We start from the raw sequence: 25,847 nt of genomic DNA, 5'->3' as shown, positions 1-25,847 counted from the left end.
GTGTGGCCGCCAGCGCGGGCGTGCCTGGCGGCGCGGGCGCGGCCGGTAGCGACGGCGGGAGCGTGGCTGACGGCGCTGTGGCCGCCGGCGTGGGTGTGGCCGACGTCCCGGTGCTCGTGGCCGCGGACCCGCGGGCGCTGCTGGGGCCGGTCGCCGCCCGGGTGTACGGCGACCCGTCGGCGGCCCTGACGCTGCTGGGGGTCACCGGCACCAACGGCAAGACGACGGTGGCCTACCTGCTGGAGGCGGGGCTGCGGGCCGCCGGGCACACGACCGGGCTGATCGGGACGGTGCAGACGCGGCTGGCCGGCACCGTGCTCCCCTCGGTGCGCACCACCCCGGAGGCCACCGACCTGCAGGCGCTGCTCGCGGTCATGGCCGAGCGTGGGGTGACCGCGGCGGCGATGGAGGTCTCCAGCCATGCCGTCGCCCTGCACCGGGTGGGCGGCATCCGTTTCGCCGGGGCGGCGTTCACCAACCTCAGCCAGGACCATCTCGACTTCCATCCGTCGATGGAGGACTATTTCGCCGCCAAGGCCGCCCTGTTCACCCCCGAGCGGACCGGGGTGTCCGTCATCGACACCGACACGCCGTGGGGGCGCCAGCTCGCCGCCGCCGTCCCGGGCGCGATCACCTGCGGGACGGCCGCCGACGCGCACTGGCGCGCCGTCGACGTCACCGCCGGCCCCACCGGGACGACCTTCCGCGCGCTCGGCCCGCACGGCGTGGACGTTCGGGTGGGCATCGCGCTGCCCGGGGCCTTCAACGTCGGCAACGCCCTGGTGGCGCTGGCGCTGCTGGTGGCCACCGGTGTCCCCGCACCGGTGGCGGCAGCGGGGCTGGCGAGTCTGCCGGGTGTGCCGGGCAGGATGGAACGGGTCGACGCCGGCCAGCCGTTTCTCGGCCTGGTCGACTACGCGCACACACCGGACGCGGTACAGACGCTGCTACGCACCGTACGGCCGCTGGTGTCCGGCCGTGTGATCGTGGTGCTTGGCTGCGGCGGTGACCGTGACCGGCGCAAACGTCCGCTGATGGGCGCCGCCGCGGCCGCCGGCGCCGACCTTGCGATCTTCACCAGTGACAACCCCCGGTCGGAGGATCCGGAATTGATCATCGCGCAGATGTGTACCGGCGTGGGGACGTTGCCGCCCAGTGCCCGCGGCCGGGTCATGGTGGAACCGGACCGGGCCGCGGCGATCCGCCGCGCGGTGGGCTTCGCCCGGCCGGGAGACGCGGTCGTGCTCGCCGGCAAGGGGCACGAGACCGGCCAGGAGCAGGCCGGCGTGGTGACACCCTTCGACGACCGTGACGTGTTGCGGGCGGAGCTGGCCGGGTGGCGTCCCGTGTCGCGCCAGCACCTGGCGTGAGGGGCATCCAACGGTGATGACGCTGACTCTGCGCGAGGTCGCGGTGGTCTGCGGCGGCCGGCTGGACGCCGTGGATGATCATGACGCCGCCGTGACCGGTGTCGTCATCGACTCGCGCCAGGTCGCCGCCGGCGCGCTGTTCGTCGCGGTGGCCGGGGAACGGGTCGACGGCCACGACTTCGCCGCCGCGGCGGCGGGCGCCGGCGCGGTCGCGGTGCTCGCGGCCCGGCCGGTGGGCGTGCCCGCGGTGGTGGTCGCCGATCCGGTCGCCGCGCTGGCCGCGCTCGCCGCGCAGGTGCGCACCCGGTCGTCGGCGACCGTGGTCGCGGTGACCGGTTCGGCGGGCAAGACCACCACCAAGGACCTGCTCGCCGACCTGCTCGGCGAACTCGGGCCGACCGTCGCCGCCGCCGGCTCGTTCAACAACGAGATCGGCCTGCCGCTGACCGTCACGCGCATCGAGCCGGCCACCAGGTTCGCCGTACTGGAGATGGGCGCCCGCGGGCCCGGCCACATCGCCGCCCTGTGCGAGCTGGCCCGGCCGCGGATCGGGGTCGTGCTCAACGTCGGCTCGGCGCATCTCGGCCAGTACGCCGACGGGCGGGCCGGTATCGCGCGGGCCAAGGGCGAACTGGCTGAGGCCGCCTCCGACGCCGTCGTCCTCAACGCCGACGACCCGCTGGTCGCCGGGATGGCCGCCCGTGCCCGCGGCGAGGTGATCACCTTCGGTGAGGGGGAGCGGGCGGACGTGCGGGCGCACGACGTGCGGGTCGGTGACGACGGCCGTGCCCGCTTCGACCTGGTGGCCGCCGGTGAGCGGCACCCGGTCGCACTCACTCTCGTCGGCGAGCACCAGGTCGGCAGCGCGCTGGCCGCCGCCGCGGTCGCGATCCGCCTCGGCCTGCCGCCCGCGCGGGCGGCCGAGGCGCTGTCGCGGGCCCGGGCGCGCAGCCGCTGGCGGATGGAGGTGGCGGTGACCGACACCGGCGTCACCGTCATCAACGACGCCTACAACGCCAACCCCGAGTCCATGCGGGCCGCGTTGAAGACCCTGGTCGACCTCAGCCGGGGCCGGCGGGCCTGGGCGGTTCTCGGCGGCATGGAGGAACTCGGCGCGAGCGCCGACGACGAGCACGACGCCCTCGGCCGGCTCGTCGTCCGCCTCGGGGTGGAGCAGTTGGTGGCGATCGGCGAGCGGGCGCGCCGGATACATCTCGGGGCGTCGCTGGAAGGGTCCTGGTCGGGGGAGTCGGTGTGGGTCGCCGACGTCGAGCAGGCGTGCACACTGCTGCGGGAACAGCTGGTACCGGGCGATGTGGTACTGGTCAAGGCATCCCGCGCATTCGGGTTGGAGCGGGTCGCGAGCGAGTTGACGTCGGGTGCTGTGTCCCTGGGTGCCACACCTCTGGATGCCGCGCCCGGCGAGTGGGGTGCGCACGGGTGAGAGGTGTACTGGTCGCCGCGATGGTGGCCCTTGTGGTGTCGCTGCTGGGGACACCATCGGTGATCCGGCTGTTCCGCCGGCAGGGCTACGGTCAGGAGATCCGTGAGGACGGGCCGTCCAGCCACTTCACCAAGCGGGGCACGCCCACCATGGGCGGGACGGTCATCATCCTTGCGACGCTGGCCGGGTACTTCATCGCGCACGTCGTCACGATGAAGGGCTTCACCGCGTCCGGGCTGCTCGTCCTGATGGTCATGACCGGTCTTGGTGTGGTCGGCTTCCTCGACGACTACATCAAGATCCGTAAGCAGCGCAGTCTCGGGCTCACGGCCCGCACCAAGTTCGCCGGACAGGCCGCGGTGGCGTTGGCGTTCGGGCTGCTGGCCGTCCGGTTCAAGAACGCCGAAGGGCTGTTGCCGGGGTCGACGTTCGTCTCGATCGTCCGGGACACCGACATCTCGATCGGCCTGGTCGGCTTCCCGCTGCTGGCCTGGATCATCATCGCGGCGACGTCGAACGCGGTGAACCTCACCGACGGGCTGGACGGGCTGGCCGCCGGCACCTCGGCGATGGTGTTCGGCGCCTATGTGGTGATCTCCTTCTGGCAGTTCGGCAACCTGTGCGGGCCGGGCGCCAGCGGCCCGGGGTGCTATCTCGTCCGGGACCCGCTCGACGTCGCGCTGGTGGTGGCGGCGGCGATGGGCGCCTGTTTCGGTTTCCTGTGGTGGAACGCCAGCCCCGCGAAGATATTCATGGGCGACACCGGTTCTCTGGCTCTCGGCGGCGCGTTCGCGAGCATCGCCATCGTCAGCCGGACGGAGCTGCTGCTGTTCGTTCTCGGCGGGCTGTTCGTCGTCGAGACGCTGTCGGTGATCCTGCAGGTGGCCTTCTTCAAGGCCACCCGGAAGCGGGTCTTCAACATGGCGCCGATCCATCATCACTTCGAGCTGGCGGAGTGGCCCGAGACCACGGTCATCATCCGCTTTTGGATCGTCTCCGGCCTGGCCGTGGCGTTCGGACTCGGCCTGTTCTACGCGGAGTTCCTCTCCCACGGCGGCTCCTGACCGCTCCGACAGCGCTTCCTTGGCAGTCCTCATGGCGGTTGCTGACAGTTCCTACAGTGGTTTCTGGCGGTCACCAGGCGGTGCCTGTCGGCTCCGCGGTGGCTCTTGGCAGTCGCTGCTGGTCTCCCGGCTCTCCGGACGGGCCCGCAGGCCGTCGCCAACCGGTCCGGCCAGCCAGTCCGGACGGCCAGGCGCGGACGCCGTGGGCCGCCCGGGCCGTGGGCCGCCCGCACCATGACGATCAATAACCGGTCTGGTGTCCGGTGGACCCGCCGCTTTCACGGCGTGATGGTGGCCCGCCGCCGGGCGAAGCAGGCCGCGCCCGCCGTGCACAGGGCGAAGGCGCCACCGGCCGGGCCGGCTGTCCACGCGGGCGAGGCGAGGGAGCCCAGATCGTAGGAGATCCAGGAAATGGCGAGCCATACCCCGGCCGCCCCTGAGCAGCCGACCGCGACCGGTTCAAGCCATCCCAGGCTCGCCATCCGGCTGCGCTCCGGGGAGTGGGACGGGTCCGGGTGGCGGGACGGATGCCGGTACCGGAAGACGACCGACGACAACAGGAGTGTGACCGCGCCGAGAAGGACGATCATCGGGGCCTGTGTGGGCCCTGGAAGCGGGAGCTGATAACCGAACGTCTGTATGGCGGTGAGTACCATGCCGACCATGCCGATAGCCATCGTCTGTACCCGGGTGAACCATTCCTGCCGCTGGTACAGGGTGTCCTCCATGTCCTGGAGTTCCCCGGACCGTTGCTGCTGGCGCCGCCGGATCACCCGTTCGACGATCGTGCTGACGACGCGGGCGCGTTCCCGCGTCGCTTCGGCATAGCTGCTGTCGTCGTCGAGCTGCTCGTCGAACCAGGAGGCCAGCTCACGGTCGTCGGCGAACAGGCCGCCCGCGGGCGTGACGGTCCACGGCAGCCGTTTCGCCATGTTCGCGCGCGCGATCTCGACCGTACGGCGGATTTCCCGCAGCCGGGTCGATCCGAGGGCCAGCCCGGCGTCGTTGAGCTCGAGACGGGTCAGCCGTTGTAAACCGTCGAACAGCTCGGCGTCCGATATCTCGTCAACGTCACCGCCAGCGTCACCGTCACCGGTGCCGAGCCGGTGAAGAAGATCCGATATGGCCTCGTCCGTCTCCCGGCGGATACGACGCAGTTCCGGCTGTTCCACCGACCAGACTCGAATCTGGTAGCGGATTCTCGCGGCATGCAGAAGATAGCGGGGAAACGCGGGAAGCCGGAGACCGCCAGGGGTCCATGTCCACCCGCTCAGCGTGTCCCCATCGCCATGGGCCGTGACCGCCGCGATTCGACGAACGGCCCGCGCGTCGGCGTCCGGGTTGCGTCGTTCGACCGCTTCCCAGACGGCGAAACCGGTCGGTACGAGCACGCCGTCGCGCCACCACGGCTCGGCGACATCGCCAGGCATCGCGGCACGCACCGCCGCGGCGAGCTCCCGGCTCATCCCGCCTAGGCCTGTCCCGCCGGCGGTGTCGCCGGGGGGTACGCGGCCAGGGGATGCATGGTGGACGTCGGCGGGTATCTGATGGGACTGTGCCAGGTACAGCCGGGCCTCGCCGAACAGGAAATCTTCCCTGTCGGACAGGGAATCCGCGGAGCCGGCCACGATCCGCGACCACCGACGGTCCAGATCCGCCCAGGACACCAGATTCGCCGGATCCAGGACCAGTGAAAGGCAGAAGGTGTCGCGTTCGCAACGGAAAATTGCCTGGATGACGCCGTCGCCAGCCGCCTCGCAGGCGGCGATCGGGCCTTCCGCCAGCAGGTCCGGATCGATGGGAGGAGCGGTGGGAAGGGTTGCGGTGACCTCCTTGTGCATAGCCAGTTCGCCTGTGCATGCCGACCAGATGCGTCCCAGTTCGCGGTAGGCGCCAATACCGGTTGTCCCCTCGGCGGGGGCGAACAGGTGAACGACCAGCTCGTGATCGGTCAGAGCTGGGAGGTCATTCATCGTCGGCTGGTTGCTCGCCGCTCGGATCGCGCACGCGGTGCTTCAGCTCGCCGATTCTTTCCCGAGTGTATTCGTCGACAGGCTCCTCGAGTGGCCGGTCCTGGAGTTTTTTCGCCAGCACCGGACCGGAGGCGGGCAGACTTTGAACGGCGCTGCGCACCTTTTCGAGGTCGAGATCACCGGATGCGAGTCTCTCCCTGATATCGGCGATCGCCGACCGTACCTGCTCCCAGCCAGCCGATGGCAGCTTCTGGGCCAGCAGGTTGTCGAGTGCCTGCCGGATCTGGTCCCGAATTCGATCATCACTGGACGTTTCCCCCATATGCCCATACTTACTCCTGTTACGACTGGACTGACAACAAGGACCGTTGGCCCTGACGCGTGACTGCGGCCGGCCGCCGGCCAAGCTGCATGGCTCCAGCCCTCTGGACGACGTGACCGAGCACTCTGGACGACGTGACCGGGGGCTGGCCGAGGATGCTGCCGGATGGTCGAGCGGCCGTGGAACGATTGGGCTGCCGCTCCCGCCACGCCGCATGAGGAGCAGCCGACTGGATGTCGGTCGTAGTCATGCGGTGTCGTCCGATTCGGCTGCGTACGACCCTGCCACGGTATGTCGTATACGTATCGTTACGATCGTTTTATGACGTATGGGGGGCCGGGGGAAAACCCCGGAGATGATCAGTACGCGGCGCGGCCCTGGCCGGACTGGGACACGGCGGATACGGCGGCGCTGGCCCGCTACGTGAATCCCGAGTCCTTCGATGACCTCGGAGTACCGAGCGGGCTTGCCTTCAACGAAACGGATCCCGATCTCGTGGAGGCAGCCGGCCGCGAGGTGGTCCGGGATGCCTATAACGCGCTTGCCGCGATGAGGCTGCGCTATGGCTTCGACGCCTGGGGTGGCCCGCACGTGGGCCGGCAGCGCATCCGCTATCCGGCCCGCGTTCGCCGGGAGAAGGGCACCTGCCTCGATCTCGTGCTCATGCTCGCGGGGCTGCTGCTGCGCGCGCAGGTCCGACCGGTTGTCGCGCTGCTCGACCGGGGACAGGACAGGCACGCCGTTCTTCTGGCCGACGTCAGGAGACCGCTGGACAAGAGCTACCTGCGCCAGAGCGCGGATTTCCGGAATATCGTCCGGCCCCGTTCCGGGGCGGAGGACGGGGTGCTGGAGTTGCGGCCCGGGGCCCGGCTGCCGGCATGGCTCATACCGGTGGACGTGGTGAGAGTGGCTATCGAGCACGACGATGAGCAGTCGGTGCCTTTCGACGAGGCGGTCCACGGCGGACACGACGAGCTCGGCAAGGGATATGCAACAACGCTGCTGGACATTCCTTCGTCACCGCATGCGCGTAACCCGCTCGGTAAGCCCCAGGACGCGCAGAGCCCGGCCATCTACGCGCGGCTGCCGGTGCTGGAGCAGGCCCCTTCGGACTACGCCAGCCGGGCGGGCATCCGGGAAGACCTCAAGCGCGGTCAGGGACGCATTGTGCTGTGCGGGGAGCAGGGTATGGGGAAGTCCCTGCTGGCCTACGAGCGGGCTCGCGGTGCCGACGCCGGGTACGGGTGGTTCCTGAACACGAGTGACCGGCTGTCGCTGCGCGCCGAACTGGCCCGGGCGGAGCTGGAGCAGATGTCGCGTGTCGGCCCTGTGACGGACGACGCCGACCATGAGCCGTATGCCCTGGCGGCGCTGCGGCGGCTGGAGGACAGCGACGCGCCCTGGGTCGTCGTCATCGACAACGCCGACGGGCCTCCGGAGAAGATCCGGGATTTTCTGCCGCGGGCCGTCAAGCCCGGCCAGACACTGATCGTGACGACCACGAACACGGCTTGGGGCACCTTCTTCCCGGGGGTCGAGCCGATCGTCGTCGAGCCGCTGAAGTCCACGGACATGGCAGATCTGCCGGAACGGCTCCAGAAGGTGACCCAGGGCAAGCCGCTGATCTACGAAGCGCTGCGGCGGCTGGCGGCAGCCGGCGCCTGGCAGCCGCTTGCGGGCCCGGGGCAGACGGGCACGCAGGAGAGTGGCACGGCTGTTGTCTGGCGACTGGCCGCCGGCATCCTGGCCGATGACCAGGCCGCGCTCGACGCCGCGCACGCCGTGGCATGGGCGCCACCGGTGCTCCTGCCCCTGGACGATCTCGCCGCCGCCCTCGGGCTGGACGACAGTGCCCCACTGGACACCCTGCGGGACATCGGCCTGCTCGCCACCCGCACCCAGAACCGCGTTACCACCGTGCAGATGCACCGGCTGTTACGCGCGGAGATCCAGAAAGAACGTCATGTGATGACCCAGGGCGCGTCCGCCGGGCTGCCCGGCTGGGCCGCGCTGGCGAGCACCGGCCCCGGCTGGCAACTGCTCACGCGCCTCGCGGACAACTCCACGGTCAGCGACCTGCACGCGTCCGCCGCCCAGCCGGATTCGCTCGCGGGACTGGAGCCACACCGTCACGGTCTGGTTCTGCACGGTGTCGCGCGTGTTCTTGAGCTGCGTTCCATGGTCGAGGAGGCATCGGAGCTCTATGCCGAGGCCGGTGGGTATTTCGACCCGGCCCGGGACGCCCCGCTGGTGGCTGAATGCCTCTACGGCCGGGCCCGCTGGGCCAACCAGAACAGCAAGGCCACGCTGGACGAGTTCGATGAGGGCCTTACCTTTGCCAGTGAGGCCGAGCGGTTGGCGAGCACCGACAGCACCGTCGAGGGCAGGATCCGGGCCGCCCGGGCGATGGCGATGCGTGGCCTGCTGCTGCGCAAGAAGGCCGGCAAGGACGGTGCGCCCGAGGAGCCTGCGTTGGCCGAGGCCATGGAGCTCCTGCAACGCTCGCTGGACGAACGCAGGCGCCTGAACGATCCCGAGATCGACAGGGCCGAGTTCAACATGCTCGGGACATACGTGCGGCTGGGCAAACTGACCGGTGGCGCCGACGCGCACCGCTGGTTCCACGCCGCGTACGAGGGATACTCCCGGCTTCGGGAGATGCGGCTCGAGCGGTTCCACGGGGTCGTCATCTCGTCGATCGCGGCGTGCACGTCGGGGCGTGGTCTGACGCTCTACTACGGCGCACTCGCCGGTGTCGACCCCCGGCGGAAGAACGCCGGGAATGACGACGCCCCGGTGGTCGGGGTCGGCACCGCGACCCGCCTGGACCTGCTCCGTCAGGCGAGCGTCCTCGTCGCGGACTCCCTGCGGGAACGGTCGGACCTCGCCCCTGCCCACACCGACAGCGACGACTGCCTGAAGTCCATGGGTCTGCTTGAGAAGATCTTCGGTCTGCGGCGGCTGTTCCTCGCCGCGACTCCCAAGCCCGACAATGCAGATCCCGACAATGCCGATCCCGCCACCGTCAAGCTGGCGACGCTGTCACCTGAGCAAGCCGCGGGGGTGCTCCACCCGAAAGAGAAGGAACTGCTCAAGGAGGCGGCCGGTTACGGCCTGGTGCCGGCGGGCGCCTAACCAGTGCCGCGCACAGCCAGTACCGCACGACCAGCACGCGGCCACCGCGTCCTTCAGAACGTCGGCGTCCTTCAGAACGTCAGGTGACCCGGTGTCAGGTGGTGTGGCAGTTGTGCATGGCGCGGGCGAAGGCGGCGCCGCGGTCACGGTAGTCGCGGAAGCGGCCGAAGCTCGCCGCCGCCGGTGAGAGCAGGACGACGCCGTCGGGTTTCGCCCAGCGGTAGCCCTCGACGACGGCGGTGGCGAGATCGGGGGTGTCCACCACGGTGACGTGCGGGCCGGCACCGGTCTGGGTGACCTGGCGGCGGATGTCCGGGCCGTTGTCCGGCACGGTGAGGACGAACGTGTCCAGGGTGCGGCCGCGCAGGCCGACGGCGAGCGGACGGTAGTCGATGCCGCGGCTGTAGCCGCCGACGATGAGTGCGACCCGGCGGTCGTCGAAGGCGTCCACGGCCGCCAGTGTCGGCAGGACGTTCGTCGACAGGCTGTCGTCGACGAAGCTGACCCCGCCCACCGAGCCGATCATCTTCAGCCGGCTGTCCAGGCCGGCGAAGCCCGCCGCGGCGGCCCGCAGGGCGTCGTCGTCGTCCGCCTCGGGCACGCCGAGCGCCCGCAGGCAGGCTCTGACGATCACCGCGTTGCGCCGGTTGTGCCGGCCGAGCAGCCCCAGCGGGCGGGTCCAGTCACCGGCGTCACCGGCGGCGTCAGCACCGGCGGGGCCAGCGGTGCCGGCACCGGCCGGGCCGGCGGTACCAGGGCCGGGAGGGCCGGCAGTACCAAGGGGGCCGGCAAAGCCGGCAGGACCAACGGGGACAGCCGGGCCGGCGATGTCGGCGGAGCCGGTGGTGCCGTCGTCGGCGTGCACCCAGTGCACCTTCGGGCCGAGGAGGTGCCGGTGTGCGCGGATCAGGTCGCTGTCGCCGTTGGCGACGGTCAGCTCGGCGCCGGGCTGCGAGCAGGCGGACAGCTTGTCGCGGTAGTACGTCTCGGGATCGTCGCGGTGCCAGGGCAGATGGTCGGGATGCAGGGAGGTCAGCGCGACCACCGGCGGGGAGCAGGCCAGGTCGGTCGCCTGGTAGCTGGAGATCTCGACGATCCAGAAGTCGTACCCGCTGCCGGCCTGTGGGTCGTGCGGCGGCAGGCCGATGTTGCCCGCGACCAGGCAGCGGTAGCCGAGGCGGGTCAGCAGGTGCCCGGCGATCGCCGAGGTCGTGCTCTTGCCCTTGGTGCCGGTCACGCACAGCACCTTCGACCGGTCGGCTTCGGCGAGCCACAGGCCCACCCCGCCCACCACCGGGATGCCACGCCGCTGAAGGGCCCGCACGGTCTCGCCGTAACGGGAGATCCCCGGCGTTTTGACGACGACGTCACAGCGGGTGAGTGCGTCGAACCCGCCGGCGGCGGTTGCCAGCAGCGGCCGGCCGTCGACGTGGGTCCGGCCGGGGGCGTCGTCGACGAGCACCGGGTCGACTCCCCGGGCGAGGCAGGCCCGCAGGTTGGCCTCGCCCTCGCGTCCCAGGCCGTAGATGCCGACCGCGCGGCCGCGCAGGTCAGACCAGGAGATCGTCGGGCGCATACCGGTCCGGGACGAAGTGGCGGCCATGGGGGACGAGTAGCTCCTCGAGCGCGGGCTCCTCGGGCAGGGGGCCGAGCGCGGCCAGCACGGCGGAGCCGGCCCGGTCGTGACGCGGGGCGGCCAGCGCGGTGGCGGCCCGGCACTCGGTGACGTCACCGACGCACTCCCAGGGCTTGTTGTCCGCGGACAGCCCCAGCAGGGTGCGGAACCGGCCCAGCAGCGTCACGTCGGCCAGCGGCTCACGGCCGTCGAACACCCGTCGCAGCGCCGGTTCGGCCATGAAGGGAGCGAGGACCAGGTCGATGAAACAGCATTTGTCGCAGCGGCCGCACCATCTGTCCAGCCGCTGTGCCGGGTCGATGTGGAAAGCGCGGTTGCAGCTGCGGAAATGGTCGAAGTACTGCGGCAGCGCGGCGAACCGGCGGGCGATCCACAGCTCGGTGAACGGGCGCAGCAGCGAGAAGTAGTCCGGCCCGCCGGCCAGTGTTTCCGCCAGCACCGAGCGCAGGGAGTTCTCGAACCCCTCGCTCTTGGAATACTGGTGGTTGACGGACCGGCCGTCGACCTCGACGGTGCCCACCGACGCGGACCATTCGTTGGACATCACCACGGCGTCCCGCCCGTCCAGGACGGCCGCCAGGAGCGCGATCGCCGAGAGGATTCCGGTGACCGGGACGTGCCCGTTGAGAAAACCGAGCTCCGCCGAGCGCAACAGCTGGGAGTCGATGAGTCGTTCCGCCCGCACGACCGGGAAACCGGTGACGCGGGCGGGCCGTTCGATGGCGTCGAAACGGTCCCCGGGCCGGTTGACCACGAACAGCGCCGGGTCCTTCGCCAGCGGCCGGAGGAGTTCGGCGGTGACGATGGAGTCCACTCCGCCGCCGAAGGGTACCAGCGGCCGGCCGCCGCGGGGGCTGAACGCCACCGGCGCCGTCCGTTCCAGCCGGGGGCCGACGATCCGCAGGCCGGAGAGGTCGAGGTTGTTGCGGTAGGCGAACTCGCCCAGGCCGTCCAGGTAGAACTCGCGGAGGAACGCGCGTTCGGTGTCCGTCACCGCGGTGTCACCGAGGTCGACCACCGGCGGGGCGGCGGACTTGTAGTAGGAGACCGCGGCCAGCAGGAAGATCAGCCGGGCCGTCTCGGCGGCCGCCGGCTCGTCCCAGGCGCCGCCGTCGGGAAAAGTGATCTCCTCGCGGAAGTCCCGCCCGTCCAGCCGGTAGCGACACACCAGCCGGTTACGGGACGCGTCGATGTCGTAGCCGACGTAGTGGAAGCTCTCCCCGCGCGGGGGTGACGCCGTCACGGCTGGTCCTTTTCGCGCGGCTGGTCCTTTTCGCGCAGCCGGGCCACGGCGGCGAACCGGCCGCACGGGCCGCCGGCCCGGTGGCTGAAGAACGGGCTGTCCGGGCCGGTGCCGAGGGCGGTGACGTGCACCTGGCCCGCCGGCACGCCCGCCGCGACCAGTTGCAGGGTGTTGGCCCGCCACAGGTCGAAGGTCCACCGGCCGGTGCCGTCGGGTCGCACCACCGTGTCGAGCTGGTCGCCGAAGGCGGCGCGGGCCGCGTCGACGACGTCCGCACCGACCTGGTAGCGGTCGGGGTGGATGGCCGGCCCGACACAGGCGACGATGTCGCGCGGTTCGCTGCCGAGCTGGCGCATGGCCGTCACGGCGGCGGGGGTGACCCCGCGGACGGTCCCGCCCCAGCCGGCGTGCACGCAGGCCAGGACGCCGGCCACCGGGTCGTGCAGGACGAGCGGGACGCAGTCGGCCACCATGACGACGAGGATGACACCGGGAACGGCGGTCACGAGCGCGTCGGTCGCCGGTATCGCGTCCGCTGCCGAGCGGGCGCCCCGGCCGCGGTGCTCGTCGGTGACGACGGCCACGTTGCGGCGGTGGGCCTGCTCGCAGAACACGAAGTTGTCCAGCTCCGCGCCGAGGGCGTCGGCCACCTTCGCCCGGTTCGCCAGCACGGCCGCGTCGTCGTCCCCGACGTGCAGGCCGAGGTTCAGCGACGCGTAGCGGCCGGTGGACACCCCGCCGTCACGGGTCGTGACGAAAGCGTCCACACCGTGCCCGTTCAGGGCCGGCCAGCGCAGCACCCGCAGACCTGGGGCGGTCCGCTGGAAGTGTGCTTCGGCCGTGCTCGTGGACATTGTTCCCGGCCTCGATTCCCGACCTTGATGGTCGTTGTCCCAGGGTTGTAAGCACCTTCTCTTCCGATTCCGGGGACAGCCTGGAGAATGCTGTGAAAATCCTTGGACGGAAGCGTGGAGGTTATGATTTCTCTGAACGATGTCCGGTTGAACGATGTCCGGTTGAACGACGTCCGGTGGTGCTGCCGACGAACCAGTCATTTCCGGCTCGAGGTGGCCTGCCTCCGACCGGGCGGGCGTCGAGGATTGTGTCCGCCGTTCCGCCTCCTTCGGCCCGCATTTGTTCACCTGAACCGGATCGTAGCACCGTCATGGCCGGGCCGGCGGGTCGGTGCCCGTTACCGGCGGGCATACGGTAAGAATGCGGAACACGGGAATATTCCATTCTAACGTCCGTATCCCCGCGATCATCAACCTGGTTGCGGCGCGGCGACAGCGTGCTCGCTTACGACACGTCCGCTTCGTGTCACGCTGCCGGTCTCGTGTCACGCTGCCGACCAGTCACTTCTACCAACGGTCACGACGTTCAGGTCACGTGTTCGCGGGCCACGGCGTCCGGCGGGAAGATCCGCCGGGGAGCGGCTGCCGGCGGGGCGCGATGCGCGGCGGGGCGTAACGTACCGGGACAGCAGCCCTGACAGGGACCGTTTCAGGGCCCGTCCGCGTGCGTGCGACCCCGGCGTGAGCATGGACGGCCCCGCCACGAGGGGGAGGCGTGCTGTGCGGCGCGATGCTTCACCGGCCTTCGACCCGGTCGACGTCCCGAGGTGGCCGGCCGGCGGTGTCCCCGACGCCGTCCTGCTGGAGAGCCTGTGGGCGTGGCTGTCCGGTGAGCCGGTCCAGGCGCTGGCGAAGGCGTCCGGATGGGGCTGGGCTGGTTCCGCCGACCCGCGTCGGCTGCTGGGCGAGCTCTGTCAGCGCTGCGCGGACTGGGACTTCCGCCGGAACCGGGAGCGTGGCGCGATCGAGAGTGACGCCGCGGTCGTCGGGGACCGGCTCATCCCCGAGGAGTTGGCCGTCGCCGCCGCGCGGGCGCTCGGCATGGTCGACGCGACCGAGCCGCCGCTCGCGGACGCGTCGCGCCTGGTCGTTCTCGCCGGCGCGGTGCGGGCCAACGTCAACCGCCTGCACCGTGCCCGGTCGTTCCAGCGTGGTGAGCCCCGTCCCGGGGAGGTCGTCGTCACCACAGCCGCCCGTGATCTCTCCGCCGCCGAGCGGAGCCAGGCGGACACGCTGGGCCTGACCGAATGGCTGCTGCCGGGACGCCGGATGACGACCGAGGCGGACGCCGTGGTCGCCGCGGCCCGCGCCACCTGGGAGCTGCGAGGGCTACCGGAGATCGACGGCAGGCTCCCGGACGGCGGGGACGGCGAGGAGCGGACGGCCGCCGCCTGGCTACGCTGGCCGGGCGGGGCGGTCGCGGACGTGACGGTCGTGGTCGCGCCGTCGGCCGACCCGGACGCCCGCCGGGCGAACACGTTCGACCAGCTGACCTATTGGCGCACCAGGAGCCCGCTGACACCACGCGACCACGTGGTCGCCGTCACCACCCAGATCTACGTGCCCTACCAGCAGCTTGTCGCGATCAGGGCGCTCGGCCGGCCGGCCCGGTGCGGTGTCACGGTGGCCGGGGTCGACGCCGCGGCCTCGGCCACGCCGACGAAGGCTTTCGGCTCCCGTGACTATCTCCAGGAGATCCGGTCGTTCTTCCTGGCGGCCGCGGACCTGCGCAGGGACGTCGACGCCGGCTGACGGCCCCCCGGCGTCACCTCGTCCCGCTCAGCCGGGTTCCGTGCCCGCGCTCATCCCTCCGAGCGCCGGCATGGCCGAACGCCGGCACGGCCGTGTCCTGGCCGGCTTTGTTCCGGCGCGGCCGGGCCCGTCCCGGCGTCCGCGGGCTGGTCGGGTCCGCCGGCCGGTCAGGGTGCCGCCGGCAGGAGGACGTTCGGGTTGAGGATGCCGGCGGGGTCGAGAGCCTGTTTGAGACGGCGGAACGCGGCGATCTCGCTGGGTGAGCGGTTCAGCGGCAGCCAACGGCGTTTCGCGGTGCCGATCCCGTGCTCCGTGCTGATGCTGCCGCCGTTGTCGGCGACGAGCCCGAACACGGCGTCCTCGATCCGCCGATCCTCGGCGTCCCCGCCGGTGCTCCTGCCCCTGCTCCTGCCGCCGCTACCGGTGCCGGTGACGTTGACGTGCACGTTGCCCTCGGCGACGTGACCGAACAGCCAGGTCCTCGCCTCGGGTGCGATTCCCGCGACGCTGGCCGGGACCGTCTCGACGAACGAGGGCAGGACGCCCAGCGGCAGGGTGACGTCCATCTTGACGGGCGTGCCGAAGGTGTTGATCGATTCGGTGTGCCGTTCTCGGTAGGCCCACAGGGCGCGGCAGCCGCGCGCGTCGCCCGCCAGGGACGCGTCCTGGACCCCCGGCAGGCTGGCGACGGCGTCCGCCAGCGTCTCCAGCACGGTGGCCCGCCCGACCAGGCTGCCACCACCGATACCGGCACCCCCGACACCGGCATCCCCGACAGTGCTGCCGGGGATGCCGCCGGCGGTGACGCCGCCCCCCGCGTAGACGCCGGTCTCGTCCGCGATCTCGACCAGCAGGTAGGCCGGGTGCCGGCCCCGCAGCGGCCGGGACAGGTGGCAGGCGTGGATCACCAGCTCCAGGCCGGGGGAGAGCATCAGCTCGGCGGCCGCGAGCGCGGGCAGGCCGTTGCGCAGCTGGGAGGCCGCGGTCACGGCCCGCTCCACCGAGGCGAAGCCGAGCAGCCCGACCGCCCGCGCCCGGGTGGCCGGTACCAGCCGGACCCGCACCGCCGTGACCACGCCGAGCGTCCCTTCGCTGCCCGCGAGCAGGGACGGCAGGTGGTAGCCGGTGTTGTCCCTGGGCAGGCCGGCGAGATGGGAGACGACGCTGCCGTCACCCAGGACGGCCTCCACGCCGAGCAGTTGGGTCCTGGTGTCCCCGTGGCGCAGGACGCGCAGGCCGCCGGCGTTCGTCGCGACGGTGCCGCCGACCGTGGCGCTGTCCCTGCTGGCGAGGTCCACGCCGTAGGCGAGGCCGGCGGCGGACGCCGCCCGGTGCAGGCTGCTGACCAGCACGCCCGCGCCGACGGTGGCCTGCGCGGCCGCCGCGTCGACCGACAGGGTGTCGCTGAACCCGCGCAGGCTCAGCACGATCTCCCCGCGGGTGGGCACCCCGCCGCCGACGAGCCCGGTGTTGCCGCCCTGGGGCACCAGCGGGGTCCCGTACCGGGCGCAGATCTCCACGACCGCGGCCACCCCGGCGGTGCTCACCGGCCGGACGACGGCGGCCGTCCGGCCGACGAAGCGCCCGGTCCAGTCCCCGACGTAGCCGGCGACGATGGCGGGGTCGGTCAGCACGCGCGTGTCGCCTATCGCATCACGCAGTGTTTCCAGTACGGGGTCTCGGGCCATGGCTCAGGCTCTTCCTCATGATCTCTTCGTCGTAGCTGGCCCGACGGCGGGACGGGTCGGTGGGCCGGTTACGACAACACGTATCACCGTTGTGATGATCTGCTGCTTCGCATATCCGGGCGACTGCGCAGGGTTGATTGTTGTTCGGTGTGTCCGGTGGTTCCGTCGGTTGATGCCCGACACGCCCGCGATGGTCGGTGTCGAAAGGGCCTCCGGCATGGACTATTCGGTGGAAGGCGTCACGGTGTTTCGCGCCGGAGCGCGTTCGTCCCGGTGCTCCGGGGATTCGTCGGGGGCGAGAGCGAAAGGATGTGCCGGGATGATGCCGGGGAGGGTGTCGGGGTGAGTGGCATGACCGGTCTGGTGACGACGAGTCCGCCCCGGCCCGGTGTTTCCCGGCCGGGCACGGGCGGCGGTGACGACGTCCGGGTGCCGCTGCTGGCCCGGCCGCTGGCGTCCTACTACCTGCTGCTGTTCTCCGCCGGACTGCTGTTGCTGTTCGGCCTGATCATGGTGCTTTCCGCCTCCAGCGTGCGTGCCTTCGAGGAACTGGGCTCCCCGTACGCGGTGTTCGCCCGCCAGGCGACCTGGGTGGGTATCGGCCTGCCCCTGCTGGTGCTCGGCAGCCGGTTGCCGGTCCGGGTGTTCCGGCTGCTGGCCTATCCCACGATGGTCGTTTCCCTGTTGTTGTTGCTGGTCGTGCTGACACCACTCGGTAAGTCGCTCAACGGTGCCCAGCGGTGGATCGAGTTCGGGCCGTACACGCTACAGCCCAGTGAGATCGCGAAACTCGCTCTCGTCCTGTGGGGCGCCGATCTGCTGGTACGCAAACGCAGGCTGCTGGGGGACTGGAAGCACCTGCTGGTACCGCTCGTTCCCAGCGCGCTGCTGATCTCCATTCTGATCATGCTTGAGCCGGACATGGGCACGACGATCGTGGTGTTGACCGTCCTGCTCACCCTGCTGTGGGTGGTCGGGACCCCGCTGCGGGTGTTCGCCGCGCTCAGCGGGGCGATCCTGGTGGTCGGAACCATCCTGGCCGTCCGGGAGCCGTACCGGCTGGAACGGCTGATGTCCTATCGCGATCCCTTCGCGGACGCCCACGACACCGGCTTCCAGGCGGTGCAGGGCCTGTACGCGCTGGCCTCCGGAGGCTGGTGGGGGGAGGGCCTCGGCGCCTCCCGGGAGAAGTGGCCGGGGCTGCTGCCCAACGCCCACACCGACTTCATCCTCGCCATCATCGGGGAGGAACTGGGCCTGCTCGGCACGCTGGTCGTCGTCATGCTCTTCGCCGTGCTCGGGTTCGCCGGCATCCGGGTCGCCCACCGCAGCACCGACCCGTTCACCCAGCTTGCCGCCGCGGCGGCCACCGGCTGGATCATCGGCCAGGCAGTGGTCAACATGGGGGCCGTGGTGGGGCTGTTGCCGATCACCGGCATTCCGCTGCCGCTGGTGTCCTTCGGGGGCTCCGCGCTGGTCCCGACGATGCTCACGGTAGGCATGCTGCTGTCGTTCGCCCGCAACGAGCCGGCGGCCGCCGCGTTGATCAGCTCCCGGGCAGCGGCCCGGCGCGACGCGCGGGACCGTGCCGGCACCGACCACTGGCGGCGGCGTTTCCACGCCCAGCAGCCGCCGCATGGCGGTTACCGCGTGGACGTCCGCCGTGAGGACGGTCCGCGGGTCTCCGCCCGCTGGTGACCCGCACGCTGGTGCTCCGTCGGCTTGCCTGCGCCCGCCGTCTGGCCGACGCCGCCACCGCCGCCCTCGGCCGCTGACCCACGGGCCGCTGACCCACGGGCCACGGGCGCGATCATGCTCATGCGCGCACCCACCGGTCGTGCCATGCGCCTGTGTGTCCGGGACGGCCGGTCGGGGCGGGTCCTCGGTACTCTCCTCAGCACCCCACTCAGTACCCCACTGCGGGGTCGACGAGGCCGATCAGGGGCTGGCCGGAGCGGTAGCGCAGCAGGTTCTCGTGGAAGCGCCGGGCGATGGACCGCTCCAGGTCGGGGGCCCAGCCTCCGATGTGGGGGCTGACGCGTACCTGGGAGTGGGCGAACAGCCAGTGGTCGGCCGGCAGGGGCTCCGGGTCGGTCACGTCGAGGCTGGCCAGGCGGACCCGGCCGTCGTCGAGGGCGGTCCGCAGCGCCTCCTGGTCGATGAGGGTGCCCCGGGCGATGTTCAGCAGGTGCACGCCGGGCTTCACCTGGCGCAACGTCGTCTCGTTGATGAGGTGGTGGGTTTCGGGGGTGGCCGCGGCGCTGAGCAGCACGGCGTCGCTCACCGCCAGCAGGCCGGCGAGGTCGGGTAGCAGCCGGACACCGTCCACAGGGCTCGGCCGGCCCCGCCGCCGCAGCGCCACCACGTCGACCTCGAGCGCGAGCGCGCGGCGGGCCACCGCCTGCCCGATCTCCCCGAACCCGACGATCCCCAGCGTCGAACCGGCGAGCAGGGCGCCCGGCGTCGGCCGGGGGAAGGTGACCGGCGCGGTGACCCAGGAGTTCTGCCTGGCCCCGGTGAGCAGGGCGGTCACCAGCCACTCGCTGATCTGCGTGGCGTGCAGTCCGCGGGAGCAGGTCACCACAGGTGCCGACAGCAGCCAGGACGGGTAGCTGTCGATCCCGGCGGAGACGGTGTGCACCCACTCGACCTCGCCGAACCAGGCCGGCGGCCGCTCGGCGCGCAGGCCCGGCCCGATCAGCAGGACCCGCGGCCGGCGGTCCGGATCCCCCGTCGCGGGAACATCGACGATCTCGATGCCGGGCTCACCACCGAGCGCGTCGTCGAGTGCCCGCCGGACGGGGATCCCCCACGGCAGGGGCAACTGGACGCCGAGCACCAGGCCTCGCGGCACGGCGGCCTGCGCCGGTATCCCGGGCGCCTCGGCCGTCCCGGCCACCGTGGCCGCTCCCGCCCCCGCCGCCGTGGCTGTCTCCGCTGCCTCGGCCTGGTGCGGGGTCGGTGCGCTCACGCTCGTCATGGGTTCCCTTCCCGTCCGGGCGGCCGGCGCGCGGCTGCGGGCACGGCAGACACTTAGTTGCAGTGCATCATCGTTGCGGACGCGGCGTCTATGCCCGACCAGACAGGTAGACAAAGTTGAAATACGGCGTTGACATGCCCTTTCCCGCAAGTTCCCAGCGGGGCTCCCCGTGACGTCACCGGGACGGGCGGTGCCGCTGACGGTACCCGGGGAGCGGCCCACGGCCAGGATGTGCCATCGTCGTGGACGATGCTGAGGAGTGTGGTACTCGCCGGCGGTGGCACGGCGGGTCATGTCGAACCGGCGCTGGCCGTCGCGGACGCCCTGCGCGCCGCCGACCCTCGGCTGCGTCTGACCCTGCTGGGGACGGAGTCCGGGCTGGAGGCCCGGCTGGTGCCGGCCCGCGGTTACGAGCTCGCGACGGTGCCGAAGGTGCCGCTGCCGCGCAGGCCCACGCCGTCCCTGCTCACCGTGCCCGGACGGCTGGCCGGGGCGGTCAGCCAGGCGTCGGCGGCGCTCGCCCAGGTGCGCGCGGACGTGGTCGTGGGCTTCGGCGGGTATGTCTCCGTCCCCGCCTACCTGGCCGCGCGCCGGGCGGGCATCCCGATCGTCGTGCACGAGGCGAACCCGCTGCCGGGCGTGGCCAACCGGATCGGTGCCAGGTTCACCTCCTATGTCGCGGTGTCCTACCCGAACACGCCGCTGCGTGGCGGGCGGCTGACCGGCATCCCGCTGCGCCCGGAGATTCTGCGCCTGGACCGTTCCCCGGCGGCGGCCCGGGCCGCGCGGGCCGGCTACGGCCTCGACCCCGACCTGCCGACGCTGCTGGTATTCGGCGGTTCCCAGGGGGCCCGCCGGCTCAACGACGTGATCGTCTCGGTGGCCGGGGAGATCACGTCGAGCGGGGTGCAGGTCCTGCACGCGGCCGGGCCGAAGAACGCCGACACGGTGCTCGCGGAGCTGCCGGCGCGGCTGCCCGCGCCCTACGTCGTCCGGCCGTACCTGGACCACATGGCGTCGGCCTACGCGGCCGCGGACATGGCGCTGTGCCGCTCCGGCGCGATGACCTGCGCGGAGCTGGCCGCGGTGGGCCTGCCTGCCGGTTACGTCCCGCTCCCGCACGGCAACGGCGAGCAGCGGCGTAACGCCCTGCCGACGGTGGAGGCCGGCGGCGGCCTCATCGTGGACGACGCCGACCTGTCCGCGCAGTGGATCTGCACGGAACTGCTGTCCGTGCTGACCTCCGCCGAGCGGCTGGCGAAGATGTCGGCCGCCTGCGCCGGGTCCGGGCATCCCGACGCCGCGAACGCGATCGTCGCGATGATCCGGGAGGCTGCGGCGTCCCGCCGGCGGCAGCCGCCGCGCCACGCGGCCCGTTGAAGACCCGCCGCGCCACGCGCGGCCTGCCTGAGGACGCCGCCGCGCCACGCGCGGCCTGCCAAAGACCTGGTCTCGGACGGCGGATGGGGCAAGATGTCACTGTGACAGCTCCGGCCCTACCGGACGAGTTCGACCGCGTCCATCTCGTCGGGATCGGCGGCGCCGGCATGAGCGGGCTGGCGCGGCTGCTGATGCGGCGCGGCGCGTCGGTGTCCGGCAGCGACGCCAGGGACACCCGCCGGCTGGCCGCGTTGCGGGCGCTCGGCGCTGTGGTGACGGTCGGTCACGATCCAGACCATCTCGGCGATGCCCGTACCCTGATCGTCTCCCAGGCGATCCCGGACGGGAACCCCGAGGTCGAGGCGGCCCGCAGGCGCGGCCTGCGCGTCGTCTCCCGGTCCGCCGCGCTCGCGGCGCTGATGCGCGGGACACGCGGGCTGGCCGTCGCCGGCACCCACGGGAAGACGACGACCAGCCTGATGGTCACTGTCGCGCTGCAGGCCTGCGGCGCCGACCCGTCGTTCGTCATCGGCAGCGACATCAACGAGGCCGGCTCCAACGCGCACGCCGGCACCGGCGAGATCTTCGTCGCCGAGGCGGACGAGAGCGACGGCGGTTTCCTGCTCCTGGCGCCCTCCGGCGCGATCGTCACCAACGTCGAAGCCGACCATCTCGACTACTACCAGCGGCCCGAGGACGTCGAGGCCGCGTTCGCCCGGTTCGTCGACGGGGTCGACCCGAACGGCTTCGTGGTGGCCTGCGCGGACGACCCGGGCGCCGCCCTGCTGGTCGCGGCCCTGCGGGAGCGGGAGCGCGACGGCGGAAAGGCCCCGCGGGTCACCACCTACGGCGAGTCGGTGGACGCTCACGTCCGGGTGGAGCTGCCGATGGTCTCCGCCGCCGGCTCGACCTGTGAGGTCGTCGTCCGCGGGCGACGCCTGGGCGAGCTGAGCCTGCGGGTGCCCGGCCGGCACAACCTGCACAACGCCGCCGGGGCGCTCGCCGCCGGGCTGGAGCTCGGCCTGCCCGCCGCCGGCCTGCTGGAGGGGCTGGCCGGGTTCGCCGGGGCCCGCCGCCGTTTCGAGACCAAGGGCACCGCGGGCGGCATCCGAGTGATCGACGACTATGCCAACCATCCGACCAAGGTCGTCTCCGTGCTGCGGGCCGCGCGCGACATCGTCGACGGCGGCAATGTGGTGGTGGCCTTCCAGCCGCATCTCTACAGTCGGACGGCGGCCTTCGCCGCCGAGTTCGGCGCCGCTCTCGGCCTCGCCGACGCGGTCGTGGTCATGGACGTCTTCGGCGCGGGGGAGCAGCAGATCCCCGGGGTCAGCGGCGCGAGCGTCGCCGCGCAGGTGCCACTGCCGGCCGGCCGGGTCGTCTACGAGCCGTCCTGGTCGGCCGCGGCGGACCAGGTTGCGGCGTTCACCCGTCCGGGCGATCTGGTGCTGACGGTCGGTGCCGGCGATGTGACGCTTCTCGGCGGCGAGCTGCTGCGCGTCCTCGCCGAACGGGCCCCCCACGCCCGCTGACCTCGCCCGCTGCCGCCTGCCCGTCCGCTGCCGCCTGCCCGTCCGCTGACCCCCGGCCCTGCCCGGCCCGCGCCACCGCCGGGGACGGGGCTTCCCCGGCCCGCTGACCCCGACGATCCCGCCCGGTTCGGCCGTTCGGCCTGGCCACCTGATCGTTCGTCCTGGTCGCTCGACTGTCTGGCCTGGTCAGCGGAGCCGGCCGCGTGGCGGTCCGGTCGCGGCGTGGTGTTCACTGCCTGTCGTGACCGGTGAGAGCTTGCAGCACGTCCACTTCCTGGGGATCGCGGGATCGGGCCTGTCCGCGCTCGCCCACGTCCATCTCGCCCGGGGTGGGACGGTCAGCGGCAGCGACGCGCAGGACGCCCCTCGCCTGGACGCGCTGCGTGCCGCCGGCGCCCGGATACGGGTGGGTGCTGTCACCGACCCGGCCGCGCTGGACGCGGAGCTCGACGGGGTGGATGTCGTCGTCGCGTCCAGCGCGTTTCCCGACGGTCATCCTGAGTTGCTGGCTGCCCGCCGGCGCGGCCTGCCGGTCCGGCGGCGCAGCCAGTGGCTGCCCGAGCTGACCGCCGGATACGATCTTGTCGCGGTGGCGGGCTCGCACGGCAAGAGCACCACGTCGGCGATGCTCACCCTGGTGCTGCGTGCCGCCGGAGTGGACCCGACCGCGGTGATCGGTGCCGAGGTGGCGCAGCTCGGCGGCAACGCGCTGGTCGGCGCCGGGCGGGTGTTCGTCCTGGAGGCGGACGAGTACGGCGGCGCGTTCGCCGGTCTCGACCCGGCGCTCGCCGTCATCACCAACGTCGAGTGGGAGCATCCCGACCTCTTCCCCGACGAGGCGTCCGTGCGGCGTGCCTTCACCGCGTTCGCCGCCCGGGTCCGCCCCGGCGGGACGCTCGTGGTGTGCGGGGACGATCCCGGCGTGCGGGCGGTGCTCGCGGCGCTGCCGGCCTCCGCCCCCGTCTCCGAGTCCGGCTCTGATGCCGGGCCGGGGGACACGACCGGTGGCGGGCGGGCAAGGGTCATCGACTACGGACTGCAACCGGGCCGGTCATGGCAGGCGGTGAACCTGCGTACCACCCCCGGCGGAGGCCAGCGGGCGACCGTGCGCCACGACGGTGACGACGTCGGGACGCTCACGCTCGCGCTGCCCGGCGCCCACACCGTCCGCAACGCGCTGGCGGTGCTTGCGGCCGCCACCGAGCTGGGCGTCGAGGTGGCGAGCGCCCTGGCGATACTGGCGACCTTCACCGGTGCCGACCGTCGGTTCACGCTGGTCGGTACGGCCCCGGCGACGGACCGCCAGGGTCCGCTGGAGGTGATCGACGACTACGCCCATCATCCGACCGAGATCCGCGCCACGCTGGCCGCCGCCCGCCAGCGGGCCGGTACGCGCGAGGTGTGGGTGGCTGTGCAGCCGCACACCTTCAGCCGGCTGGCGGCCCTGCTGGACGACTTCGCCGACGCGTTCACCGACGCCGACCGGGTGTACGTCACCGACATCTACGCCGCCCGCGAGCACGACACGCTCGGCCTGCACGCCTGCGACCTGGTCAAAAAGATCTCCATACCCCAGGCCGCGTACTACGTGCCCTGGGACAAGCTGACCGACCGGCTCGCCACCGACCTCTCGACGAGCCGACTGAGTACCCCGGACGGCGTCCTGCTGCTGACCCTCGGCGCCGGAACGATCACCGAAACCGGTCCGTGCCTGCTCGCGGCGCTCCGGTCGGCAGCTCTGTGACTGTATGCGGCATCCTGGCCGCCGCCGCGCAGACCGGCTGGTCGCCGGTGGCGGTTACGACGTGGGTCGGGAGCGCGGGGTTCAGATGCGGCGGTAGACCTCGCGACGGTGGGCGACACGGACGACAAGGACGAGCAGGACGTCGTCATGCACCTCGTAGATCACGCGTTAATCGGTAACCCTGATACGTAGTGCGCCCGGACGCCCTTCAAGAGCCGTCGCGCCGAACGGTCTGGGGTTGTTACCCAGGCGACTGATGGCGGGGCGTAGGCGTTGCTGGACCTGCGGAGGCAGTCCGCGGAACTGGCGGGCGGCCGCGGTCGACCATTCGATCTTGTAGGTCACGGACGGTCGATCTCGGCCTGTAGCCCTTCCCAGGACACGGTCCCCCCACGCTCATGGTCGGCGGCGAGGACCGCTCGGAGATTCTCCAGCTCTTCCTCCGCCTCGACGAGACGGCGAAGCTCGTCCACCGGCAGGATCGCGGCGGTCGGGGTGCCGTTACGGGTGAGGTAGACGACGTTGCCCTCGTGGACGCGGTTGACCAGCTCGCCGAGGCGGGAACGCGCTTCGGCGAGCCCGATCTCGACGTCCGTCGCATGGAGATCGGTGGTGCGGGCAGGCAGAGTCATGGCCAAAGTGTACAGTTTGATCTCTGCTCCGGATGTGGTCTCCCGGCTGCCGGATTCAGACCGTCAGGTCCTCCTCGGCGGAGGGCTGCGGCGGCGCGGGCTGGGGGCGCAGGGTCAGGAAGTCCGAGACGCCGATGGCGCCGAGCACGGGCCGCAGCGGGGCGGGCACCTGGCTGCGGCTGTCGTCGTGGACGATGTGCGGCGAGCCGAGTTCCTCCCGGTGGTTACGGTGCTCCAGCACGCAGCCTCCGGCGGCCAGCACGTTGCGCACCCAGTCCGAATCGCTGCCGTAGGTCAGCGCGACGACGTAACCGCCGTCGGAGCCGAACACGTTGACCGGGGTCCGGTACTCGCGGCCCGACTGGCGTCCCCTGTGCACGATGACGCCGAAACCGGGCAGCCGGGTCGCGGCGGGGCCGGTGACACGGTTGGTGGCCCGGCGGTTGGCCGAGGCAATCCATTTGGGCAGGGGCATGTACGACCTCCTTGAGGGGTGGCTGTCGCGCCACGCACGTCGACTGTCGTACCCAGCCGAGCGGGGGCCCGACCTCGATTCGGGAGGTCAGCCGTCACGGCGGCCGGTCGCCACGCCGTCCGCGGCCCGTCCGGGCTGCCGGCCGGGCCGCGGACGGCGGAGGCCGGATCAGGTCATCGCCGGATGATCGTCGGATGGTCAGAAGTACGACGGGCAGAGTGGTACGCCGGGGACAGGCTCGTTCTGCCCGCCCTGGGACACCGCGGTCGCCGGCAGATACCCCCAGGAGGCGGTGTATCCATGGGCGTTGGCACGCCCGTTGTCACCCTGGGTGTACAGCCACCAGGTGTTGGTGTTGCCCTGGACGACCGGGTTCGAGCGGCCCTGGTACTGGCACAGCGCCCACACGCTCGCAGCCGCGGCCATGTACCCGCTGTCATCGAGAGTCTCCGACGCCTGGTCGGAACGGACGTTGGCGTAGACGGCCGAAGCCACGTAGGTGCTGCAGTAGTAGCGGGTCGAGAAGGCCCGTCCGGCGTAGTCGGTGATCGTCTCGCCGCGCGCCGAGCAGCCGCGGGCGGGAACCGGCTGTGGCGAGGGCCGGGCAGAGGAGGGAACCTGGG

The 25,847-nt window shown here is 71.8% G+C and carries 18 protein-coding genes and 1 pseudogene; 9 read left to right on the top strand and 10 right to left on the bottom strand.

Translation table 11 applies throughout. The annotated features are described in order from the left end of the window. From CM1CMNOD_RS14345 to mraY, 3 genes are all read left to right on the top strand, one after another. Window positions 1–1,370 (top strand): UDP-N-acetylmuramoyl-L-alanyl-D-glutamate--2,6-diaminopimelate ligase (locus tag CM1CMNOD_RS14345; protein WP_131774027.1); only part of this gene is annotated, 1,370 nt, incomplete at its 5' end. A 13-nt stretch (window positions 1,371–1,383) separates the two neighbouring features. Then, window positions 1,384–2,814: a UDP-N-acetylmuramoyl-tripeptide--D-alanyl-D-alanine ligase gene (locus tag CM1CMNOD_RS14340; RefSeq protein WP_013874319.1), complete on the top strand. Its 1,431-nt coding sequence runs from the start codon at window positions 1,384–1,386 to the stop codon at window positions 2,812–2,814. Next, window positions 2,811–3,878 carry a phospho-N-acetylmuramoyl-pentapeptide-transferase gene (gene mraY, locus CM1CMNOD_RS14335; protein ID WP_013874318.1) on the top strand — a complete coding sequence of 356 codons (1,068 nt, stop codon included), beginning with the start codon at window positions 2,811–2,813 and terminating at the stop codon, window positions 3,876–3,878. The genes CM1CMNOD_RS14340 and mraY overlap by 4 nt, the downstream gene beginning before the upstream one ends. Window positions 3,879–4,156: 278 nt before the next feature. On the opposite strand, the gene CM1CMNOD_RS14330 is transcribed toward mraY, so the two are convergent. Together CM1CMNOD_RS14330 and CM1CMNOD_RS14325 are read right to left on the bottom strand one after the other, a co-directional pair. After that, a complete protein-coding gene (locus tag CM1CMNOD_RS14330; RefSeq protein WP_013874317.1) occupies window positions 4,157–5,851 on the bottom strand; it encodes a CATRA conflict system CASPASE/TPR repeat-associated protein in 1,695 nt (564 codons plus the stop codon). Continuing rightward, window positions 5,844–6,173 carry a CATRA system-associated protein gene (locus tag CM1CMNOD_RS14325; protein WP_013874316.1) on the bottom strand — a complete coding sequence of 110 codons (330 nt, stop codon included), beginning with the start codon at window positions 6,171–6,173 and terminating at the stop codon, window positions 5,844–5,846. Before CM1CMNOD_RS14325 ends, CM1CMNOD_RS14330 begins: the two co-directional genes overlap by 8 nt. 321 nt (window positions 6,174–6,494) lie before the next feature. On the opposite strand from CM1CMNOD_RS14325, the gene CM1CMNOD_RS14320 reads away from it, so the two are divergent. Beyond that, complete coding sequence (locus CM1CMNOD_RS14320; protein ID WP_043603751.1) at window positions 6,495–9,308, top strand: hypothetical protein; 2,814 nt, start codon at window positions 6,495–6,497, stop codon at window positions 9,306–9,308. Between the two features lie 94 nt (window positions 9,309–9,402). On the opposite strand, the gene CM1CMNOD_RS14315 is transcribed toward CM1CMNOD_RS14320, so the two are convergent. The 3 genes from CM1CMNOD_RS14315 to pgeF are packed head-to-tail and all read right to left on the bottom strand — an operon-like array spanning window position 9,403 to window position 13,041. Then, window positions 9,403–10,911: a Mur ligase family protein gene (locus CM1CMNOD_RS14315; RefSeq protein ID WP_083828305.1), complete on the bottom strand. Its 1,509-nt coding sequence runs from the start codon at window positions 10,909–10,911 to the stop codon at window positions 9,403–9,405. After that, entirely contained in the window at window positions 10,859–12,187 is a 1,329-nt protein-coding gene (locus tag CM1CMNOD_RS14310; protein ID WP_013874313.1) for a hypothetical protein, read from the bottom strand. The genes CM1CMNOD_RS14315 and CM1CMNOD_RS14310 overlap by 53 nt, the downstream gene beginning before the upstream one ends. After that, complete coding sequence (pgeF, locus tag CM1CMNOD_RS14305; RefSeq protein ID WP_013874312.1) at window positions 12,184–13,041, bottom strand: peptidoglycan editing factor PgeF; 858 nt, start codon at window positions 13,039–13,041, stop codon at window positions 12,184–12,186. The genes CM1CMNOD_RS14310 and pgeF overlap by 4 nt, the downstream gene beginning before the upstream one ends. A 720-nt stretch (window positions 13,042–13,761) precedes the next feature. Here pgeF and CM1CMNOD_RS14300 point away from each other — a divergent pair. Beyond that, the gene (locus CM1CMNOD_RS14300) at window positions 13,762–14,793 is read left to right on the top strand and encodes a hypothetical protein (RefSeq protein ID WP_013874311.1); all 1,032 of its coding nucleotides are present in this window, start codon (window positions 13,762–13,764) and stop codon (window positions 14,791–14,793) included. Window positions 14,794–14,960: 167 nt separating this feature from the next. Here CM1CMNOD_RS14300 and CM1CMNOD_RS14295 read toward each other — a convergent pair whose 3' ends face one another. Continuing rightward, the gene (locus CM1CMNOD_RS14295; protein ID WP_237702779.1) at window positions 14,961–16,427 is read right to left on the bottom strand and encodes an FAD-binding oxidoreductase; all 1,467 of its coding nucleotides are present in this window, start codon (window positions 16,425–16,427) and stop codon (window positions 14,961–14,963) included. A 405-nt stretch (window positions 16,428–16,832) separates the two neighbouring features. On the opposite strand from CM1CMNOD_RS14295, the gene ftsW reads away from it, so the two are divergent. Further along, the gene (gene ftsW, locus CM1CMNOD_RS14290) at window positions 16,833–18,179 is read left to right on the top strand and encodes a putative lipid II flippase FtsW (RefSeq protein WP_043603748.1); all 1,347 of its coding nucleotides are present in this window, start codon (window positions 16,833–16,835) and stop codon (window positions 18,177–18,179) included. 208 nt (window positions 18,180–18,387) lie between these two features. On the opposite strand, the gene CM1CMNOD_RS14285 is transcribed toward ftsW, so the two are convergent. Then, window positions 18,388–19,461 carry a D-isomer specific 2-hydroxyacid dehydrogenase family protein gene (locus CM1CMNOD_RS14285; RefSeq protein ID WP_013874308.1) on the bottom strand — a complete coding sequence of 358 codons (1,074 nt, stop codon included), beginning with the start codon at window positions 19,459–19,461 and terminating at the stop codon, window positions 18,388–18,390. A gap of 249 nt (window positions 19,462–19,710) precedes the next feature. On the opposite strand from CM1CMNOD_RS14285, the gene murG reads away from it, so the two are divergent. The 3 genes from murG to murC (CM1CMNOD_RS14270) all read left to right on the top strand — a co-directional run bounded on the left by murG (window position 19,711) and on the right by murC (CM1CMNOD_RS14270) (window position 24,117). Then, the gene (gene murG / locus CM1CMNOD_RS14280; protein ID WP_013874307.1) at window positions 19,711–20,841 is read left to right on the top strand and encodes an undecaprenyldiphospho-muramoylpentapeptide beta-N-acetylglucosaminyltransferase; all 1,131 of its coding nucleotides are present in this window, start codon (window positions 19,711–19,713) and stop codon (window positions 20,839–20,841) included. Window positions 20,842–20,924: 83 nt separating this feature from the next. Next, window positions 20,925–22,373: a UDP-N-acetylmuramate--L-alanine ligase gene (gene murC, locus CM1CMNOD_RS14275; protein ID WP_013874306.1), complete on the top strand. Its 1,449-nt coding sequence runs from the start codon at window positions 20,925–20,927 to the stop codon at window positions 22,371–22,373. Between the two features lie 241 nt (window positions 22,374–22,614). Next, window positions 22,615–24,117 (top strand): UDP-N-acetylmuramate--L-alanine ligase, encoded by a 1,503-nt coding sequence (murC, locus tag CM1CMNOD_RS14270; protein ID WP_013874305.1) that lies wholly within the window; start codon window positions 22,615–22,617, stop codon window positions 24,115–24,117. Window positions 24,118–24,458: 341 nt separating this feature from the next. Here murC (CM1CMNOD_RS14270) and CM1CMNOD_RS14260 read toward each other — a convergent pair whose 3' ends face one another. The 3 genes and pseudogenes from CM1CMNOD_RS14260 to CM1CMNOD_RS21860 form a co-directional block, all read right to left on the bottom strand. Then, window positions 24,459–24,749 (bottom strand): type II toxin-antitoxin system prevent-host-death family antitoxin, encoded by a 291-nt coding sequence (locus CM1CMNOD_RS14260; RefSeq protein ID WP_013874304.1) that lies wholly within the window; start codon window positions 24,747–24,749, stop codon window positions 24,459–24,461. Window positions 24,750–24,804: 55 nt separating this feature from the next. Beyond that, complete coding sequence (locus CM1CMNOD_RS14255) at window positions 24,805–25,224, bottom strand: nitroreductase family deazaflavin-dependent oxidoreductase (protein ID WP_013874303.1); 420 nt, start codon at window positions 25,222–25,224, stop codon at window positions 24,805–24,807. A gap of 198 nt (window positions 25,225–25,422) precedes the next feature. Further along, window positions 25,423–25,847 (bottom strand): annotated as a pseudogene (locus CM1CMNOD_RS21860) (serine/threonine-protein kinase); the annotation flags it as partial.

It is taken from the genome of Protofrankia symbiont of Coriaria myrtifolia, assembly GCF_900634755.1.
In the GTDB taxonomy this organism is placed as follows: domain Bacteria; phylum Actinomycetota; class Actinomycetes; order Frankiales; family Frankiaceae; genus Protofrankia; species Protofrankia coriariae.
This window is presented reverse-complemented; position numbering and strand designations above follow the sequence as displayed.

Excerpts from the sequence above, each read along its gene's own strand:
- CM1CMNOD_RS14330 (WP_013874317.1), bottom strand. The coding sequence starts at position 5,851 with ATGAATGACCTCCCAGCTCTGACCGATCACGAGCTGGTCGTTCACCTG.
- CM1CMNOD_RS14325 (WP_013874316.1), bottom strand. The coding sequence starts at position 6,173 with ATGGGGGAAACGTCCAGTGATGATCGAATTCGGGACCAGATCCGGCAG.
- CM1CMNOD_RS14320 (WP_043603751.1), top strand. The coding sequence starts at position 6,495 with ATGACGTATGGGGGGCCGGGGGAAAACCCCGGAGATGATCAGTACGCG.
- pgeF (WP_013874312.1), bottom strand. The coding sequence starts at position 13,041 with ATGTCCACGAGCACGGCCGAAGCACACTTCCAGCGGACCGCCCCAGGT.
- ftsW (WP_043603748.1), top strand. The coding sequence starts at position 16,833 with ATGACCGGTCTGGTGACGACGAGTCCGCCCCGGCCCGGTGTTTCCCGG.
- CM1CMNOD_RS14260 (WP_013874304.1), bottom strand. The coding sequence starts at position 24,749 with ATGACTCTGCCTGCCCGCACCACCGATCTCCATGCGACGGACGTCGAG.
- murG (WP_013874307.1), top strand. The coding sequence starts at position 19,711 with ATGCTGAGGAGTGTGGTACTCGCCGGCGGTGGCACGGCGGGTCATGTC.
- CM1CMNOD_RS14255 (WP_013874303.1), bottom strand. The coding sequence starts at position 25,224 with ATGCCCCTGCCCAAATGGATTGCCTCGGCCAACCGCCGGGCCACCAAC.
- CM1CMNOD_RS14315 (WP_083828305.1), bottom strand. The coding sequence starts at position 10,911 with ATGGCCGCCACTTCGTCCCGGACCGGTATGCGCCCGACGATCTCCTGG.
- CM1CMNOD_RS14285 (WP_013874308.1), bottom strand. The coding sequence starts at position 19,461 with ATGACGAGCGTGAGCGCACCGACCCCGCACCAGGCCGAGGCAGCGGAG.
- murC (WP_013874306.1), top strand. The coding sequence starts at position 20,925 with ATGGGGCAAGATGTCACTGTGACAGCTCCGGCCCTACCGGACGAGTTC.